Consider the following 18,328-nt stretch of genomic DNA (forward strand, 5'->3'; position numbering starts at 1 on the left):
CGGGAGTGTCCGGATTAAGATTTCACCGCAAGGCACTGCAGGTTGAAGAAGCCCAGCAAGCTGTGCTTTCCTATACACAAGTGCTGGAGACGGAGCATGTGGCTCTGGCCGAGAGCTTCGGCCGGCGGCTCGCTGCCGACATATCCGCCGGCCATCCTGTGCCGCATTTCCGGCGCTCGGGCATGGACGGCTATGCCATTCGGGCGGCTGACAGCCTGGAGGCCTCGCCTGAACGGCCAGTGCCTCTCCAAGTTGTCGAAACGATATATAGCGGAGCGATGCCCGCTAAGGAAGTGGAGCTAGGCCAGGCAGCAAAGATTATGACGGGAGCTGCCGTTCCCGAAGGTGCGGATGCCGTCATAATGCTGGAGATGACGGCGGCGGATGGAGATACCGTCCATATCCGCAAACGGATGACGGCCGGGGACAATATCACGCCGATCGGGCAGGAAGTCGCCGCAGGCGAGCTGCTGCTCCGTTCCGGCACAAGCATCGGGCCAGGCGAAACGGCTCTGCTGGCATCGTTCGGCTACTCGAGTGTGCCTGTGTACCGTAAGCCGAGAGTGGCTATTTTCCCAACCGGATCGGAGCTGCTGGATGTAGACCGTCCTCTCGCACCGGGAAAAATCCGCAACAGCAACAGCTATATGGTTGCATGCCAGGTTCGGGATGCGGGGGGAGAAGCGATCCTTATGCCAGTTCTTCCCGACCAGCCTGATTTGGTGGAGCGGGAGCTGCGAGCCGCGCTGGCTCAGGCGGATTGCATAATAACGTCGGGCGGCGTCTCGGTAGGGGACAAAGATGTGCTCGTCGACGTATTCGAGCGATGGGACGGCACCTTGCTGTTCAATAAAGTGGCCATGCGGCCCGGAAGTCCGACATCGGCCGGCGTATGGAACGGCAAGCTTCTGTTCGCCTTATCCGGCAACCCGGGGGCGTGCTTCGTCGGGTTCGAGCTGTTCGCGGGTCCCTGTCTCCGGGCGATGCAAGGGCACCCTGTACCGCTGCTGCCCGAGACGGTGGCCCGCCTGAGCGCGGACTATGCCAAAGGATCCGCGTACAGCCGGTATGTAAGAGGAACCATGGATTGGACGCAAGGCGAGCTCGCAGTAAGACCCGCCGGGACGGATAAATCCAGCGTGATGGTATCGATCAAGGATACGGATTGCCTGATCCGTATTCCGGCCGGAGGCAGAGGCGCCTCCTCCGGGGATCGGGTTCGTGTTCTTTTGCTCGGCCGGCCAAGCGCCAAATAAATAGGAAAAGCCCCCGAAGAGGCAATGCATTGCCTTTTCGGGGGCTTTTGTCAGCTGCTATTAGTATACGAAGCCACGAAGTACGATAACCAGCAAAATGAACAATACAAGAATAATCGCTGAACTTGTAAAAAGACCGCCAACACCGCTCATTCGACATCCCCCTCTCAGAAGACATACTATACCATATGTCACAGGAATGAATGCTGATTGGATTAAAGCCCGTTTTGCTTTGGAATATCGCCTACTTTTTGTCCACGAGAGAGAAGATCTGGAATTAATCATTCAGTGTGGTAAAAATAAACAGAATTAAGGAATATAGCCTATTAACGAATAGGCAAATTGCCTTCATAATGAGAAAATACCTGTATTTATTCCAATTGGCGGATGCATAACGGTATGGTGATTCAACGCAGCATCAATCGAAAAGCGGCAGTTACTAAGTCCATGAAGGGAGGGCGTGCTGACGAGTTGAATCATTTGCTGTTGAACGTACTTATCATTTGGGCATGCATCTTTTTGTACCAGGTTCTGTGGCTGGACAGGCCGAATCATAACGAGAAGCTGGATAAGCCCATATTCACCGGATTGCTTGTCTTCGGTATGCTGGCCTTGATGTCGTTTCCTATCGGTTATTTTCCCGATTACCCGTTTCAATTAAGCGGCGTGCTGGTGCTTGTTGGCAGTCTTTACGGGGGGATGCGTGTAGGGCTCGTCTTGTCCGTCACGATTGTTCTGGTCCGGATAGCCCAGGGGTTTAGCGATATTGGGGTCATTGCGGGGATTATTTTCTCCTTATGGGTGCTGATCGCCGTCCTTCTCCGGTATTATCCTGCTCTTTCGGTGAAAAACAAGCTGCTTGCAGGGACATTGTTTGCGGCGGGCGACGGAATGATCATTATAGGCTCGGTGTATACGTTTAAGCTGAATCAGCCGATAGGCTGGGATTTCCATTCTTTATCCTATATCGCAGCTTTCGGCCTGCTTCATGCGGCATCCGCTTACATGAGCATTTATTTTATAGAAAAAATGCGGGAGAACGCGGTAATGCAGGCGGAAATTCAGCAGAGGGAAAAAATGCAGATGCTGGGAGAGCTGGCGGCGTCGGTTGCACATGAAATTCGCAATCCCATGACGGTCGTGCGCGGATTTATGCAGCTGATGAACGGACATGACTCTTCATTGAAACGTTTTAACGAATATTCTCCTCTTATCATAGAAGAGCTGGACCGGGCCGAATCGATTTTAAGCGACTACTTGTCATTTGCGAAACCGCAAGAGCACGCCTGGGAACAGCTTGAATTGATTCAGCAGCTTACCCAAGTCGTACATATGGTAGCGCCGTTCGCCAATATGCATCAGGTTGAAATCCGTACGTGCTGGCAAACGTCACTGACGATTTATTTTGACCGTAAAAAGTTAAGACAGCTGATGGTTAACCTGATGAAAAACGCTATCGAAGCTATGCCTGAAGGCGGGAGTCTTGACGTGGAGCTGTACAGAGAGAAGGAACAAGCCGTGATCCGACTGATCGATACGGGAATCGGGATGTCGGAGGAGGAGCTGAAGCGGTTGGGCTCGCTGTTTTATTCGACGAAGACGAAAGGAACGGGCATCGGCATCATGATTTGTTATAAAATAGTAGAAGCGGCGGGCGGTACCCTTCAATTAAACAGCAGGAAAGACAAGGGTACGACAGTGACGATCCGAATGCCGCTATTAGCCGAAAACGTAATGGAGGAAACCCGATGAAACCGTTTGAAATTCACCGCATTCCCAAAGAAGATTTTCACGACAGCTTGTCGCTGTCCGAGTTTGCGTTTCAATATGAGGTTCCGAAGGAAGACAGGGAGAGACGAATTTCGCTTCTCAAGGAAAAAGAGTGCTGGGGCGCTTACGTGGAAGGGAAGCTGGCTGCGCGTCTGAGCATCCATGATATGCATACATGGGTAAACGGCAAGCGGTTTGCCATGGGCGGTATTGCTTCCGTGGCGACATGGCCGGAATACCGCAGAGGCGGCATGGTAGCTTCCTTGATCGGCAACGCTTTGCAGGTGATGCGTGAGCAGGGGCAATACCTCTCGTTTTTGCATCCGTTTCAGTTTGCGTTTTACCGGAAATACGGATGGGAGACGTATACGGAGACGAAGAAGTATGAAATTCAAACTGCATTGCTGCCGAAGCTTCCTGCCCAACCAGGTCGTGTCGTTCGTGTGAACGAGAATATCGAGCTTCTGAATTCGATTTACAGGCAATATGCCGTACGGTATAACGGAGCACTGGATCGAGACGAGGCTTGGTGGACGAACCGGATCTTTGCCAACAAAAAAGGGAGCGCCGCAGTCTATTATGACGAGTCCGGCGCTCCGGCAGGCTATGTCCACTACATAGTGAAAGACCGCATATGCCAAATTCATGAGCTGGTATATTTGCATCAGCAGGCATGGAGAGGGCTGTGGAAGTTTATAGCCGACCACGATTCGATGATCGAGAAGGTCAAAGTAAACGTGCCTGCGGACGACCGGCTGCCTTTTCTGCTCGATAATCCGCGGATCCAGCAGGTGCTTGAGCCGTACTTCATGGCGCGGATCGTCGATGCGGAGCGCTTTATGGAGCTGTACCCTTTTGCGTCGAAAGCGGACGCGGATGCGGCAGGCAAGCTCATCCTCAATATAAGCGACAGCCATGCCGAATGGAACGAAGGCGAATTCGTTCTGGATATCGGAGCGAATGGTAAGGTGACCGTTCATAAGCAGCCGGGAGGCGGCACTGCCGAAGGAATCCCTGCCGTTAGCTGCGGGATCGGCACGCTAAGCGCTATGCTGATGGGCTATCAGCGGCCGGCGTTTCTGCATGAGATCGGCCGGCTGGAAGGCGATAGCGCCGCTGTCAGGCTGCTTGAGACGATCATTCCGGACAACCAGACTTATTTGCCGGACTTTTTCTAATCGATTATTTCAAATACTCCAGCAGCCCATGCTGCTTCAGGAACGACTCCGGATCGCTCGGACAATCGAATACGTAAGGCTTGCCCTCACTGCTGAATACGAGCAGATGGGGGTTTTGTTTTTCCGCAGGATCGATAAATAAATAGATGTCGGTTGCCTGGATGGAAAGCCAGCTGTGATTGACGGGCAACGGAGGGGTGAGCGGAATATGGACGACGATACCGGACTCCGCCTCTACATTGTGCCTGGCCGATAAGCCTTTGACGGATTTCAGCCAAGCGGCCGACTGTTCCCTGAACGAATCGGAATTGGGCAGGGTGGCGACCACCTGCTCCTGCTGCACGTTGAATACCTGGACCGGCGGTTGAGGCTCGGCGGCATCGGATGATAGAGGTGTGAGCCAAAGAACGGCGGACAGCAGCACGATAATGATGAGCTGAGCGTACCGGAGCTTGTAAGGTCGGAAGGTTAGGTTGGGCATAGGAAAATCACTCTCCTGTTCGGATGGTTCCGTTGGTAAGGTTCTATTATTCAGTATGGCTTGCCAACAGATAGTTCATCCCGGTCCGGACAAGAAAAAAGCCTCTGGTACCGTTGGTTTGACTAAGGTCGGTCGTTTGCCCCGACTTAGGTCTAGGTGCAAAAACCGACGCAGGTCCGTTTTGGGAAAAGGGCGAAAACCCTAAAATAAAGACATGAACAAACGACATCACAAAGGAAAGGCGGTGAATACATAATGAGACTGAATCGACACAGCGGTCTGGCGCTTCTGTTAATCTCCTTCGGTGCTATCATTCTGCTGAACAAGTTTGGCTTCCATATGGGACATATCATGGGCTACTTGTTCCCATTGGCAATCGCGGGATTAGGCTGGCTGGGGATTAAAAACGGACGCACCGTCATCGGTTGGATCTTGCTCGTATTCGGAGGGCTGATCTTGCTCGGCAAATTGTCCGGATTTATCGCTATCGCCATAGCTATCGGATTCATTTGCTACGGCATATCGCTTTTGAAAAAGAAATCCGGCGGCGTTTACTAAAATATAGTACCGAAATGAATACGGAGAAAAGGTGGTTAGAGCATGAGTCTTGGCAAACGATTTAGAGACATTACCGTAGCAACGTTTAATGAAATGCTGGAGCAATCGGAAGATCCGGTACGACTGATCGATAAATACTTGAACTCGCAGGCCGAGCAAGTTCGCGAGTCGGAGAGGCTTCTACAGCAGTGCCTCTCGCACGCGGCCTCCTTGAGGCAGGAATACATGAATGCGGCGCAGCTCAAAGAACGCCGCGAGCAGCAAGCGGTCATCGCCCTGAAGGCGGGCGAGGAGCAGGTGGCGCGCATCGCGCTTCAAGAGAAGCTGCAGCAGGAAGAGCGCAGCGCCCAGTACAAGGCGCTCTACGAGCAGAGCAAGCTTGGTATCGTCGAGCTGGAGGAGCAGCTGCAGCAGTTGAAGGCGGACTTCGATGAAGTCGCAGCCAAGCGCAGCTACTACATCGCAAGGATAGAGAGCGTGCGGCTGCAGCAGCGCATGAACGAGCGATTGCGCGGTATGGGCGCCGGATACGGCTCCGGGCAGCCGAGAATGTTCGACCGGCTGGAGGAGCGAGTCTCCGATCTGGAAATGTCGGCACGCACGCTTCGCGAAGTGCGGTCCCAAACCCGCGATGCGCTTTTGTCGGCAAGCCAAACCGTCTCGCAAGCGTTGGATAACGAAATGGCGAAATTAAAAACGAAATTACAGCAGGAGGGCTGGATGCGACAATGACCAGAATATACCGTTCACGCACCGACCGCAAAATAACCGGCCTCTGCGGCGGGTTATCGGATACATTAAGAATCGACTCAAACATCTTGCGATTGATTGTCGTAGTAACCACATTCTTCTCGGGCGGCGTTATTATCCCGTTGTACTTCCTGGCCGCTCTGGTCATTCCGAGCGAGCCGCACACCGGGGGCCCTTACGGCCCGGGCTACGGCTACGGAGGACCGGGAGCCAACCATTGGAACGGCGACGGCGCCCATTCCCAATGGGGCGGCTACGGACGCAAAGGCCACTGCGGCTCCGATAGACACAGCGGACGCGATGCTTATGAAGGACAGCAGGGGTACCAAGGGTATCAAGCTAAGCAGTCCCAAGGTCAAGCGGCTTCCGATCTTGACGCTATGATGAAGGATATCGAGAAAAAAGCCATGTGGAAAGAAATCGAAGAGCTTCGGGCGAAAGTCGCCAATTACGAAAAACAACAACAAAACAACATTAAAGGAGATGTGTAACCATGGGAGTATTTTCCAGAATTAAAGATATGACGAAAGCGTCGCTGCATGAGCTGTTGGACAAGGTGGAAGATCCGATCATTATGCTGAATCAATATCTTCGCGATATGGAGGAAGAGATCGCTCAAGCGGAAGTAACGGTTGCCCGTCAAATCGCGAACGAGCGCAAATTGAAGGAGCGTTGGGATGAAGCAATCCGCCTGACGGCTCAATGGGAAGAGCAGGCGAAGGATGCTCTTCGGAACGGACAGGAAGCAACGGCACGCCAAGCATTGGAGCAAAAGCTATACTATGAAGGCAAAGTAGCCGAGTATTCGGAAATGCATGCCGGCTCCAAGGCGCAAGCGGAGGAATTGGTGCAGCAGCTTCACGAAATGAAGGATGCGTTCTACCAAATGCGCAACAAGCGCAGCGAGCTCGTCTCCCGCGCCCAATTGGCCAAAGCGAAGAAGCAAATGGCTGAAGTGACGGCGAGCAACGTCATCGAAGGCGGCAGCGCAGTGAAAGGCTTCCGCCGCATGGAAGACAAAATCATGTCCATGGAAGTGGAAGCGGAGATCGCCCGCAAGCCTTATGTAAGCGGCCTGTATTCGACAGGTGCAGGAGCGGCGGCAGGCTACCCCCCGGCAGATCCGGCCAAGCAGCAAAAGGTCGACGATCAGCTGCAGCTGCTCAAAGAGAAGCTGAACTCCGAACAATAGTAAGCAGCCGTCCAAGTAGTGAAGGATCCGTTATGCGGTGTGGGTCCTTGAGGATCCGCATCCGCTGCAAATAACAAAATCCTCTTTGAGGCAAAAGTAAATTGTGATATGCTAGGAAAGGCAAAAAGCCATAGGTCATCTATGGCTTTTGTGCCTATAGTTGTCAGACGACCATGAATCGGCATAAGAAGGGAGGGACGGCGCGGATGAACAGAAATTTCCTGAAACGCAACAATAACCGGAATGTGGCGCTCATTTTGATCGGTGTAGGGATTTATCTTCTCATCGATGACCACTTCGGTTTTTTCACCGTGATGGCCCTTCTATTTATTCTTTTCGGCATTAACAAAGTCCGTTCGTCGTCTGTACGCAAAGGATATATTTTTATCGGTATCGGCTTGGTGATTTTGCTGGGAGGCAATCTTTCGCTGCTGATCGCCATTATTCTTATATCATTAGGGTTCTTTTATATACGCTCCAAACAGCTGCAAAAGGATGACAGCTATGTCAGGAAGCAAAGCTTGATCGAAAGCATCCGCTGGGGAAAAGAGCCGTGGGTACTTCGCAGCAGCTCCATATGGAACGTGCTCGGAGAGCTGCAAATCGACCTGACGTACGCTATCTTCGAGCAGCAGGAAACGACCATTGTGCTCCAAGGGGTTATCGCTGACGTAGACATCATCGTCCCGGAAGATATCGGCGTATCGGTTACATCGTCCGTCCTGTTCGGACAAACGGATATCGGGCCGAATAAAGAAGCCGGGATTTTGAATAAAACCGTTTGGCAATCCAAGAACTACGAAACGGCGGATACGCAGGTGAAGCTGCTGATCTCTTACGTCGTAGCAGATATAGATATCAAGATTGTGTAAAGATTGGATAGCAGGAAACCGCCAAGAAAGAACGCAGCGGATTTTTTTAAGAGGCTGGAGGGCTTAAGCGAATGGAAGGGCACGACAAACGGCTGACCAACATGATATGGCGAAGTATGGGCGAGTCCATAGTACTCAGCCTTCTTTTGTTTGGCGTCATCGTGTACTTTCTGCACTATAACGGCTTCGTTGAGGAATTCGCTTCGTGGCAGGAAGGCGTGAAGCTGAGCCTGACGCTGATCGTCATCGTTGCGGTCATCGGCGGTACATATGGGTTGTGGAACAGCAGTAAAACGAAGCGGAGGCTGGAACTGCTGAGGGAAGTCATGATTTCACTGGAAAAAGGAAACTTGAGCCGCAAGGTTCCGCCGCTCGGGGAGGACGAAATCGGTCGGCTCGGAGACCAGCTGAACCAGATTACGAAGAAGTGGGAAGACCAAGTGACGTCGCTTCAAAGACTGTCCAACAACAACGCGCAGCTGGCGCAGAAGGCGAAATATTCCGCCATCGTGGAAGAACGTCAGCGGCTTGCCAGAGAGCTCCATGATGCGGTCAGCCAGCAGCTGTTCGCTATCTCGATGACGGCTACGGCGGTCGGCCGGACGCTGGACAAGGACTTTGATAAAGCGCACTTTGAGAAGGCGAAGCGGCAAATTCATCTGATTGAAGAGATGGCATCCGTCGCCCAATCGGAAATGCGCGCGCTGCTGCTCCACTTGCGGCCGGTCCATCTGGAAGGCAAACGGCTCGCCGAAGGTCTGCTCGAGCTGCTGCAGGAACTGATGGCCAAGGTGCCGATGGAGATGATGTGGGAGCTCGATGAAGAAGTACGGCTGCCGAAGGGGATCGAGGATCATCTGTTCCGGATCGTCCAGGAAGCGATGTCCAATGCACTCAGGCATTCCAAGGCGACGAAGCTGGAGGTACGGCTTACGCAACCTTCGTCCGATGCGATACGTCTTCTTATTAAAGACAACGGCGTCGGCTTCGATATGGATGCCAAGAAGCATGCGTCCTACGGGATAGTAACGATGAGGGAGAGGGTCAACGAGATTGGCGGCTCCCTGAATTTGATAACGGCGCCGGGCAAAGGGACAAGGATCGATATCCGCGTACCTATCCTAGCGGAAGGAGGAAGCTTGAGTGGAGAACGAGACGGCGATTAAGGTTTTACTGGTTGACGATCATGAGATGGTGAGAATCGGCTTGGCGGCAGTGCTCAGCACCGAGGAGGATATCGAAGTTGTCGGTGAAGCGAGCAACGGCGCGGACGGAATTCGTTTGGCCCAGGAGTATAAGCCTGATGTCGTGTTGATGGACTTGGTGATGGAGGGCATGGATGGAATCGAAACGACGCGCAAGCTGCTGCAGCTGTATCCGGAATGCAAGGTCATCGTGCTGACGAGCTTTTTGGACGATGAGAAGATGTACCCGGTCATTGAAGCCGGCGCCTTCAGCTATTTGCTGAAAACGTCGCGAGCTGCAGAGATTGCCCAGGCGATTCGCGCCGCTGTGAAAGGACAATCGATTTTGGAATCGCAGGTCGCTTCGAAAATCATGAACCGTTTCCGTCAGCCGAAGCCATCCGCCCCGGCTCATGAGGAATTGACGGAACGAGAGATGGAAGTATTGAGGCTCATCGCGTCGGGCAAATCGAACCAGGATGTGGCTGACGAGCTGTTCATCGGCATCAAGACCGTGAAATTTCATGTAACGAATATCTTGGCCAAGCTCGGAGTCGAAGACCGTACTCAGGCTGCCATTTACGCTTTCAAGAACGGGCTTGTGGAGTAGTAGCCACCGGCTTCGACGCCGAAATGCCGTCCCAATAAATTCGCCAAACGCAAGAAAGGCGCTGCTCGAATTGGTCTCGGCCATAATAAAACAGCTGAACAAAGCAACCGTCCAACAAGCTTAAGTAGGACGCCAGCAATTCATTGACGGGCTCATCGCGGATGAGTCCTTTTTGTATTCCGCTCGCAAACAGGGCGGACAGCCGGCCGGCAAGAACACGTTCGGTCTCCATGAACTGCTCCCTTAAGTCTTCCTGTAAAAACGCAGGCGGGAACAGCATCGCTCTTTTTAAAAAGGTGATTTTCTCTTCATCCAGCAAATAATTTTCGCACGAATCCCGCAGTATGGTGTAAAGTTTTTCTTCGATAGGTAAATGGCTGATAGAGGAAATGAGCTGATCGATACGGGATGCATGCTCTTGCAGTACATCCTGGAATACGCTAAGGAATAATTCTTCCTTGCTGCGAAAGTGGGCATAGAGAGAAGGGGTTTTGATACCGACATCCTTGGCGATATCCGAGAGAGGGGTACCTTCGTATCCCTTTTTGGCAAAGTGGCGTAGAGCAACCGTCTTAATGGCGGTTGAAGTCATATACGAGGCTCCTTCCGTGATGATAAATTGTTAGTTTGTGTAATATATAATAACATGAAATTATGGTGAATCAATATCGTTTTAATAAAAAACAATGAAAATTGTTTGTATGTGATCTATTTTCACATTCTAGATAAGGCAACTTCATAAGTGGGACCGATTTCAGAAAGGATAGGATGTTTTCCGTATGGCAATAGGGTTGATTTATTCCGTAAAAGCCGTAGAAAGCCCGTGAGGACAAGGATTTGTCTTCACAGGGCTTTTTGTTATATTGGGCTAAAAGGCAGGGAGGGAAGCTTACACGTGTAAGGATATGGGATTACTTCCTCCCCCTGCAAGCATCATTTTCTGTTATATATTGCCTAAACGGTTAATACAATAAGTTCAAACCAGCATGTCTAAGCTTCGTTACGGAACCGGGACAGGATGAAACGATGATGAGAAAGTACTAGGGCTGCATACATAAAATGGCTCACGGATGTGGCATTATAAATTGAAAATGGTGGTCATGAATGAATTAATCCTAATGAGGGGTGTTTACGAAATGAAAAAATGGGTGGCGGTAACGACTAGCCTGGTGCTTGCTTCAGCGATAGCTTTGACAGGCTGCGGAACCAAAAACAATGCCGGAACGAACACCGGAGGAGGGACGGGGACACAGGCGGGAGCCGGAGGCGCTGCATCCAACAAAGGCGAGAAATTCAACATTGGCATGGTTACCGATATCGGCGGCGTCAATGACAAATCGTTCAATCAGAGCGCTTGGGAAGGGCTTCAGCAAATCAAATCGCAAACCGGAGCGAATGTGAAGTATCTGCAAAGTAAAGGCGACGCGGACTTCATACCGAATCTGAATCAATTTGTTAAAGATAATTACAATCTCACATGGGGAATCGGGTTCCTGATGGCCGATGCGGTCAAAACGGTAGCCTCGCAAAATCCGAAGGCGCAGCTGGCGCTAATCGACAACGTTGTGGAGCTTCCCAATGTCGAATCGGTTACATTCGCCGAGCATGAGGGCTCCTATCTGGTCGGCGTTGTAGCGGGACTGACGACCAAATCGAATAAAATCGGTTTCGTAGGCGGACTGGAAATCCCGGTAATCAAGCGTTTTGAAGCAGGGTTCAAGGCCGGCGTGGCGGCAGTGAATCCGAACGCGAAGGTGACGGTCAATTATACCGGCGCATTCGACAAGCCCGATCTCGGTAAAGCCGCTGCGGCGACAATTTTCAATGACGGCGCGGATATTATCTTTCCGTCGGCGGGCGCGACTGGCAACGGGGTATTTAATGAAGCTAAAGACCGTCTGAAAGCCGGTAAGAAGGTGTGGGTTATCGGCGTGGATAAAGACCAATCTCTCGAGTTCGGCGATGACGTTACGCTGACTTCCATGTTGAAGCGAGTCGATCAAGCGGTCATTCGCGTCTCTAACGATGTGATCGACGGCAAGTTTAAAGGCGGTCAAGTCGTTACGCTGGGCTTGAAGGAAGATGCAGTCGGCTTGCCGGAGACATCCAAGAAGAACGTTCCTGCGGACGTGTTGAAGAAAGTAGACGAATATAAGGAAAAAATCAAAAGCGGCGAAATCAAAGTGCCTGAAAAATAAAGCATCCTCATGCAGCTTTCGAATGGCCCGACAAGGCTGGTTACAAACTGGCCTTGTTGTTTCATTTACTAATATTTAAAGGATGGGCAGGAGGTTCCGATGAGTTCAACTACGGTTGTCGAACTGCGCAATATCACGAAGCGGTTTCCTGGGATCGTTGCCAACGACAGCATCAGCCTTCAGCTGCAGAAAGGAGAAATCCATGCGCTGCTGGGGGAGAACGGAGCGGGGAAATCGACACTAATGAACATCCTGTTCGGCCTGTATCAGCCGGATGAGGGAGAAATATGGATCAACGGACGCCAAACCTCGATCGACAATCCCAACAAGGCGATTGATCTAGGCATCGGCATGGTGCATCAGCATTTCAAGCTGGTTCAGCCGTTCTCGGTTATGGAGAATATTATTCTCGGCATCGAGCCTACCCGCGGAATGTCGATAGACTACAAATCCGCAGCCCAGAAAGTTAAAAGCATATCGGAGCAGTACGGCTTGAAAGTGGACCCGTATGCTTTGGTTCAGGACATTTCCGTAGGAATGCAGCAGCGGGTTGAAATATTGAAGACGCTCTACCGGGGAGCCGACATTTTAATATTCGACGAGCCGACCGCCGTGCTCACGCCGCAGGAAATTCAAGAGCTGATGGAGATCATGAAAAGCTTGGTCCAGCAGGGCAAGTCGATTATTTTGATCACCCACAAGCTGAAGGAGATTATGAGTATTGCCGATACCGTAACTATCATTCGACGTGGGCGCGTTATCGACACGGTAAAGGTTAGCGAGACAACTCCCAAAGCATTGGCGGAAAAAATGGTCGGCCGAAGCGTCTCTTTCAAAGTGGACAAGAAACAGGCGGTACCGGGGGACGTCGTGCTGCAGATCGAACGTTTGTCTTCCCAAGGCAACCAAGGGGTTCCCACCCTGCGCGAGCTAAGCCTGAAGGTACGGGCCGGCGAAATACTGGGTATTGCTGGCGTCGACGGCAATGGACAAAGCGAGCTGATTGAGGCTTTGACAGGTCTTCGACAAGTGCAGGGAGGGTCCATTCTGTTCAATGGACGCAATGTTGCCAACGAGCACCCGAGGACGATATCGGAGGCGGGGATCGCGCACATTCCCGAGGACCGTCACAAGCATGGTCTGGTGCTCGATTTTTCGATGAGCGAGAATATGGTGCTCAAATCGTATTTTTATCCGGCCTACAACAAAGGCGGCTTTCTCGATTATGACGCGATAGACAAGCACGCGGAAAAGCTGATCAAGGAATTCGACGTCAGAACTCCAAGCATCTACAGCAAAGCGAGATCTTTGTCGGGAGGCAATCAACAAAAAGCGATTATTTCCAGGGAAATTGACAAAAATCCTGACCTGCTGATCGCAGCTCAGCCAACCCGCGGACTTGATGTAGGAGCGATCGAGTTTGTACATAAAAGGCTGATCGAGCAGAGGGACAAAGGCAAGGCCGTGCTGCTCATTTCATTCGAGCTTGATGAAATCATGAACGTATCGGACCGGATTGCCGTCATTTACGAAGGGCAAATCGTCGGGGAGGTGCTGCCGGAGCGGACGAACGACGAAGAACTTGGATTGATGATGGCGGGAAGCCACAGGACGGATACCAAAGATGCGGAGGGGACTTAAAGCATGGACAAGGTTACCAAAGTATTCGTAAAGGACACGGCGCTGGTACCGCTGGTCGCTATCGTGCTCGGTCTGCTCTTCGGGGCTCTCGTCATGCTGCTTGGCGGCTACAATCCGGTTGCCGCCTACATATCGTTATTAGGCAAAGTGTTCGGCAATCCGTACAACATGGGCGAGACGATCCGGGAAATTACGCCGCTTATTTTGACCGGACTGTCCGTCGCGTTTGCCTTTCGAACCGGCTTGTTCAACATCGGCGCCGAAGGTCAATTCATGATAGGGATGACCGGGGCGACCTGGATCGGGGTCAAGCTGAGCTTGCCCTGGTTTATTCATGCTCCGCTCGCGGTTATTGTCGGAGGGCTGCTCGGAGGGCTATGGGGCGGCATCGCCGGGTATTTGAAGGCCCGCCGCGGTGTCAATGAGGTCATTACGACCATTATGCTGAACTGGATCGCCTTGTTTTTGTCGAATTACATTGTCAACCGGTTTCTGCTTCAGCCCGGACAGCAGCGATCGTACATGATTCAGGATTCCGCGTCGTTATCGATTGGATGGTTATCAGAATTATTCGGCAATTCACGGATGCACTGGGGAACGTTCATTGCTCTCGCCGGTGCGGTTATCTTCTACGTCGTTCTCTGGAAAATGAAGCAGGGCTACGAGCTGCGGGCTGTCGGCCACAATCCGCATGCGGCGCAGTATGCAGGCATGAACGTGAACCGCAACATTATTAAGGCGATGGTGATCGGAGGCATCTTCGCCGGTCTTGCCGGTGTCGTGGAAACGCTCGGTGTATTCCACTACCAGGTCATTGCCGCATCGACACCCGGTTACGGGTTCGATGGTGTCGCCGTAGCGCTGCTTGGCGGCAATCATCCATTGGGCGTCGTGCTGGCTGCCGTCTTGTTCGGGATGCTCACGTACGGATCGGCGGGAATGAGCTTCGGGGCCGACGTACCTCCCGAAATTATTCGCGTCGTTATCGCTTCCGTCATCTTTTTTGTCGCCTCCCACGGCATCGTCCGCTGGGTGCTGAAGCCGCTCATGGCCAAACGCAAAAAAGAGGAGGTGGCCTAGCATGGAAACATTGCGAATACTCGGTGAGCTTGTGAATACAACCTTGGTGTTCTCCACTGCGCTTATTTTTGCCGCGATGGGCGGCATCTTCTCCGAACGGTCCGGGGTCGTCAATATCGGACTGGAGGGGCTAATGGTTTCCGGCGCCTTCGCCTCGGCCGTTGCTACGCATGCGGTGGAGCAGGCGGGTATGGCTGGTGCGGCTCCATGGCTCGGGCTCGTGGCCGCGATACTGTTCGGCATCTTGTTCTCGCTGGTTCACGCTGTAGCAACGGTGACGTTTAACGCCGACCAGGTAGTAAGCGGCGTCGTCATTAATTTTTTGGCGGCCGGCTTTACCGTCTACCTCGTCAAGATCTTGTATGAAGGCTCGGGGCAAACGGAGACATTGAATGCGGTATTTTCCAAAGTGGCCATTCCTGTGCTTTCGTCGATTCCGTTTTTGGGTGAAGCGATTTTTAACGCTTATCCGACGACCTACCTGGCATTGATCCTCGTGGCCTTGACCTACTACATTTTGTTCAAAACCCCGTTCGGCCTCCGTCTCCGCTCGGTCGGGGAGCATCCGGGAGCTGCGGATACGGTAGGCATTAAGGTAAAGCGGATCCGTTATATCGGAGTTCTGTTAAGCGGAGCTCTTGCAGGACTCGGAGGAGCGACGATCACCTTGACGACGACCAGCAGCTTCTCTCACAATACGATTTCGGGGCAAGGCTTTATCGCGCTGGCGGCTATGATTTTCGGCAAATGGCATCCGGTCGGGGCTCTAGGGGCGGCGATATTTTTCGGACTGGCCCAGGCGGTGCGCAACTTCGTTCAGCTGTTCGATTTCGCTAAGAGCGTGCCGGTCGAGTTCCTTTACATGCTGCCGTATGTATTGACTATTCTCGTGCTGGCCGGTGCCGTCGGCCGGGCGAACGCCCCTTCCGCACTGGGCGAGCCGTATGATCCGGGCAAAAGATAAGAGACAGGTCCAATTGCGCTGTTCCTGTAGTTACGGGGACGGCGTTTTTGCGCTGCTTATTGCTTATACCAAGCAGTGTAGTGCTCCCAGGGAGCGGTCTCTAATTATTCCAAAAATGTTTTCAAAAAAAGTGAAAGAAAATCGTCATTCGAATCGTCTATATAAGTAGGAATGAAACTTGCCGAAGTCTTATCTAAAATAAATTGTGCAAAAATAATTCAATCGTCGATCCAATGGTCGCGGAGATGTATATGGAGATGAAGCGGTACGGGAGGGAGAGAAGGAATGGCTGTCCAAATGAAGCTGGCCACGGATCCGGGAGATTGCCGGGTTGTGCCGCAGGAGAAAGCTATGGTGCTGCGGGCATACGAAGCGGTCTGCTACCAGGTTGCCTTTTACATGCTGAGGGAGGAGAAGCAGGCCGCCGAGGCCGCGAAGCATACGCTTGCGGCCTTGTACCATTGCGCCGAATGGTTCGGGCTGCCGGACAGCTGCCGTTTGGCAAAGGCGAAGCGGGAAGCGATGAGGCATTCCCTTGAATATCGCAAGCGAGCGCTGAGCCAGGCCTTATAAATAGTAGTTGAGCAGGAAGCCGGTGAACGGAACGGGGAAATAAGTATGGATCCGGTTGTTCTGCCACTGCTGGTGGCGGTATTTCGAGAAAGCCTGCAGCGGAAGCTCGCCTTTGTTCAGCAGCTGATCCGGAGAAAGGGTCAGCATGCGCTCCGCCGCCTTGTTAACCGCCGAGGCCATATGAAGGATCACCGGCTCGAGGGCAAGAGGCTCGGACGAAACGGCGGGCGACTCCTCCTCCGCATCCTCGAGCTGAAGCAGTCCGGCTGCATCGGGCCGGATGCCGAGCGGCTCTAGCGCTGAGTAAGGAAGCTCGCCGAGGGCCTCTTTGGCTGCTTGATCGTTAATCGTCCCGTAGCTGTTGTCGGATGCAAGATAGAGCTGGTTGTACCCTGCAACCAGCTCTTTAAGCTGCCGCCGGATCGGATCAGGCGATGAAGGCTCTGCCGGATCTTGCAGCGGGACGGCTGCGGTGAAGTCGTATTCCTTGAGCAGCGATTCGCTGATATCCTTGAGCTGCCTGGCCGTATCCATGATTTCCGAGAGCCGCTGCGCGGCAAAACGGGCCAGCGGGTCAAAGGCATTGCTTTTGAACGGGACGGCAGGCGCAGCCGAAGAATAAGCGCGGAACGGACGGCTCTTCCGCTTCCAGGATTCATTTTCCGAATGCCATAAAATATGTGTACGATATGTACGGGTTACTTGAGCGACATGAGCAAGCAAATGCCGACACCTCCGGCCCTCACGGTAGTTTGCATTCATTATACAATGAGATTGAATTGTCGTAAATTGGTTCTTGACTTTTCGTTCCGGAGTCCTGTATGATATTTTATTAACTTTGATTAAAAGGGGCATTTTGTCATGGATTGGGTACAAACGGCCGTTATCGTGATTGTCGTCATCGTGAGCGTGCTCTTTTTAGCTTTTGTCGGTAAAAAATATTTGAAATAATAGCATTGTTCGCGTTCGCTTCATACGATAAAGTAACTCTTTATCCGGGAGGCGACGTGAATTGATCCGCAAACGTATTCCGCGTCAGGACGATAAGGTCATTTTGCAGCTGGTAGACATGCTGCTGGTTCCTTATGCCAGATTGACCCAGCCTGACTTGCGTATCGATATGTCTACGATCAAGCAAAGGCTGAAACCTTGCAGCACGTACGTGTCCGTTCATGCAGGCCGTGCCCCGCAAGGCTTTATTGCATTGAGAAAAGTGCAGGACGTTATGTATATCGATATGCTGGCGGTTCATCCGCAGTCACAGGGGCGGGGAGTCGGCTCGAGACTGATGGAGCATGCCGAGCGTGCCGCCGTTTTGGCGGGCTTTAAGGAATTGCGGCTATGGGTCGACGATACGAATACGCAGGCGCAGCGCTTTTATGCTTCCAAGCAGTATACGACGCTGCATCACAATAACGTCATCCGCTGTTATTTGATGTCCAAAGAAGTGAAGCTGGATTGATCCACAGAGATCGGGCACGGCCCGGCAGGGCTGCTGCGGTGAAGTGTCTAAACGCATCGTTATCGGACGCCGGAAGAACCGGTGGAGCTGCAGGGGCCACCGGCCTTCGGGAACGATCGGCTACGTAAGAGAAAACATCAGCGCTACCGAGGATACGTCCAGTGCGAGCCCTCTTCCGTTCGGCCCGAATCCGGGCTCGAATTCCGGTTGCGTGTACGTTTTCACAGAAGCCCTTGATTTGGTTTTGTTTTTCCCGGAACGGGTCGAAGATTTTCTCGAGTTTAATCCGAACGTGATGGAAGGCTGCTCTTCTTCACCGTTCAGCATGATTTTATTTTTGTCCATTCTGCTCAACGTAGCTACCAGCTCACTGCCGTCCCTCAATACAACGAGGACCGGTTTTCCGTAATGCTCCCGGCACGATTGTTCATTAATGGGAGTAATATGTTTCATCGTTTGCACCTCCATAATTGTTATCTACACTCCAGTCTATGCGTTCCTGGTAAGGGCGACTGGTCAAAAGCCCATCGAGCGAAAGCCCATTTTGTGTATAAAGCCC

The 18,328-nt window shown here is 52.3% G+C and carries 21 protein-coding genes; 16 read left to right on the forward strand and 5 right to left on the reverse strand.

Translation table 11 applies throughout. The features are described 5' to 3' along the window. Positions 1–5: 5 nt before the first annotated feature. Entirely contained in the window at positions 6–1,256 is a 1,251-nt protein-coding gene (locus tag ACFQ88_RS37130; RefSeq protein ID WP_239629465.1) for a molybdopterin molybdotransferase MoeA, read from the forward strand. Positions 1,257–1,316: 60 nt separating this feature from the next. On the opposite strand, the gene ACFQ88_RS37135 is transcribed toward ACFQ88_RS37130, so the two are convergent. Beyond that, positions 1,317–1,409 carry a YjcZ family sporulation protein gene (locus tag ACFQ88_RS37135; RefSeq protein WP_239629462.1) on the reverse strand — a complete coding sequence of 31 codons (93 nt, stop codon included), beginning with the start codon at positions 1,407–1,409 and terminating at the stop codon, positions 1,317–1,319. 246 nt (positions 1,410–1,655) lie between these two features. Here ACFQ88_RS37135 and ACFQ88_RS37140 point away from each other — a divergent pair, with 246 nt between their 5' ends. Beyond that, a complete protein-coding gene (locus ACFQ88_RS37140) occupies positions 1,656–3,008 on the forward strand; it encodes an ATP-binding protein (RefSeq protein ID WP_239629460.1) in 1,353 nt (450 codons plus the stop codon). Continuing rightward, entirely contained in the window at positions 3,005–4,204 is a 1,200-nt protein-coding gene (locus ACFQ88_RS37145; RefSeq protein WP_379462699.1) for a GNAT family N-acetyltransferase, read from the forward strand. The genes ACFQ88_RS37140 and ACFQ88_RS37145 overlap by 4 nt, the downstream gene beginning before the upstream one ends. Positions 4,205–4,208: 4 nt before the next feature. Here ACFQ88_RS37145 and ACFQ88_RS37150 read toward each other — a convergent pair whose 3' ends face one another. Further along, positions 4,209–4,685, reverse strand: a complete 477-nt coding sequence (locus tag ACFQ88_RS37150; RefSeq protein WP_379462701.1) for a hypothetical protein — start codon at positions 4,683–4,685, stop codon at positions 4,209–4,211. Positions 4,686–4,940: 255 nt separating this feature from the next. Here ACFQ88_RS37150 and ACFQ88_RS37155 point away from each other — a divergent pair, with 255 nt between their 5' ends. The 7 genes from ACFQ88_RS37155 to ACFQ88_RS37185 all read left to right on the forward strand — a co-directional run bounded on the left by ACFQ88_RS37155 (position 4,941) and on the right by ACFQ88_RS37185 (position 9,851). After that, positions 4,941–5,243: a LiaF transmembrane domain-containing protein gene (locus ACFQ88_RS37155; protein WP_239629446.1), complete on the forward strand. Its 303-nt coding sequence runs from the start codon at positions 4,941–4,943 to the stop codon at positions 5,241–5,243. A 42-nt stretch (positions 5,244–5,285) separates the two neighbouring features. Then, complete coding sequence (locus ACFQ88_RS37160) at positions 5,286–5,975, forward strand: PspA/IM30 family protein (RefSeq protein WP_379462703.1); 690 nt, start codon at positions 5,286–5,288, stop codon at positions 5,973–5,975. Then, on the forward strand, positions 5,972–6,484 hold the full coding sequence (locus ACFQ88_RS37165) for a PspC domain-containing protein (protein ID WP_239629441.1): 513 nt from the start codon (positions 5,972–5,974) through the stop codon (positions 6,482–6,484). Before ACFQ88_RS37160 ends, ACFQ88_RS37165 begins: the two co-directional genes overlap by 4 nt. A 2-nt stretch (positions 6,485–6,486) precedes the next feature. Further along, complete coding sequence (locus ACFQ88_RS37170; RefSeq protein WP_379462706.1) at positions 6,487–7,185, forward strand: PspA/IM30 family protein; 699 nt, start codon at positions 6,487–6,489, stop codon at positions 7,183–7,185. 206 nt (positions 7,186–7,391) lie between these two features. Further along, the gene (liaF, locus tag ACFQ88_RS37175) at positions 7,392–8,057 is read left to right on the forward strand and encodes a cell wall-active antibiotics response protein LiaF (RefSeq protein WP_379462708.1); all 666 of its coding nucleotides are present in this window, start codon (positions 7,392–7,394) and stop codon (positions 8,055–8,057) included. Positions 8,058–8,128: 71 nt separating this feature from the next. Then, positions 8,129–9,223, forward strand: a complete 1,095-nt coding sequence (locus ACFQ88_RS37180) for a sensor histidine kinase (RefSeq protein WP_239629417.1) — start codon at positions 8,129–8,131, stop codon at positions 9,221–9,223. After that, positions 9,201–9,851, forward strand: a complete 651-nt coding sequence (locus tag ACFQ88_RS37185; protein WP_379462711.1) for a response regulator — start codon at positions 9,201–9,203, stop codon at positions 9,849–9,851. Before ACFQ88_RS37180 ends, ACFQ88_RS37185 begins: the two co-directional genes overlap by 23 nt. On the opposite strand, the gene ACFQ88_RS37190 is transcribed toward ACFQ88_RS37185, so the two are convergent. Then, positions 9,829–10,443, reverse strand: coding sequence for a TetR/AcrR family transcriptional regulator (locus ACFQ88_RS37190; protein ID WP_239629407.1), 615 nt, complete (start codon positions 10,441–10,443; stop codon positions 9,829–9,831). The genes ACFQ88_RS37185 and ACFQ88_RS37190 overlap by 23 nt on opposite strands. A 544-nt stretch (positions 10,444–10,987) precedes the next feature. Between ACFQ88_RS37190 and ACFQ88_RS37195 the strand changes: the two genes are divergently transcribed. The 5 genes from ACFQ88_RS37195 to ACFQ88_RS37215 all read left to right on the forward strand — a co-directional run bounded on the left by ACFQ88_RS37195 (position 10,988) and on the right by ACFQ88_RS37215 (position 16,307). Further along, positions 10,988–12,049, forward strand: a complete 1,062-nt coding sequence (locus ACFQ88_RS37195) for a BMP family lipoprotein (protein ID WP_239629405.1) — start codon at positions 10,988–10,990, stop codon at positions 12,047–12,049. A gap of 99 nt (positions 12,050–12,148) precedes the next feature. Beyond that, complete coding sequence (locus tag ACFQ88_RS37200) at positions 12,149–13,690, forward strand: ABC transporter ATP-binding protein (protein ID WP_239629403.1); 1,542 nt, start codon at positions 12,149–12,151, stop codon at positions 13,688–13,690. A 3-nt stretch (positions 13,691–13,693) separates the two neighbouring features. Beyond that, a complete protein-coding gene (locus ACFQ88_RS37205; RefSeq protein ID WP_239629400.1) occupies positions 13,694–14,770 on the forward strand; it encodes an ABC transporter permease in 1,077 nt (358 codons plus the stop codon). Position 14,771: 1 nt separating this feature from the next. Further along, positions 14,772–15,734, forward strand: a complete 963-nt coding sequence (locus ACFQ88_RS37210; protein ID WP_379462714.1) for an ABC transporter permease — start codon at positions 14,772–14,774, stop codon at positions 15,732–15,734. A gap of 285 nt (positions 15,735–16,019) precedes the next feature. After that, positions 16,020–16,307 (forward strand): hypothetical protein, encoded by a 288-nt coding sequence (locus ACFQ88_RS37215; protein WP_239629390.1) that lies wholly within the window; start codon positions 16,020–16,022, stop codon positions 16,305–16,307. Here the strand turns inward: ACFQ88_RS37215 and ACFQ88_RS37220 are convergent. Beyond that, complete coding sequence (locus ACFQ88_RS37220; RefSeq protein WP_239629387.1) at positions 16,302–17,030, reverse strand: hypothetical protein; 729 nt, start codon at positions 17,028–17,030, stop codon at positions 16,302–16,304. The genes ACFQ88_RS37215 and ACFQ88_RS37220 overlap by 6 nt on opposite strands. Before the next feature lie 289 nt (positions 17,031–17,319). Between ACFQ88_RS37220 and ACFQ88_RS37225 the strand changes: the two genes are divergently transcribed. Next, entirely contained in the window at positions 17,320–17,769 is a 450-nt protein-coding gene (locus tag ACFQ88_RS37225; RefSeq protein ID WP_239629385.1) for a GNAT family N-acetyltransferase, read from the forward strand. A 120-nt stretch (positions 17,770–17,889) separates the two neighbouring features. Here the strand turns inward: ACFQ88_RS37225 and ACFQ88_RS37230 are convergent, their stop codons facing one another. Then, positions 17,890–18,222 (reverse strand): hypothetical protein, encoded by a 333-nt coding sequence (locus ACFQ88_RS37230; protein WP_239629382.1) that lies wholly within the window; start codon positions 18,220–18,222, stop codon positions 17,890–17,892. Positions 18,223–18,328: the final 106 nt, after the last annotated feature.

The sequence above is a fragment of the Paenibacillus sp. NPDC056579 genome (assembly GCF_042793215.1).
GTDB lineage: Bacteria > Bacillota > Bacilli > Paenibacillales > NBRC-103111 > Paenibacillus_S.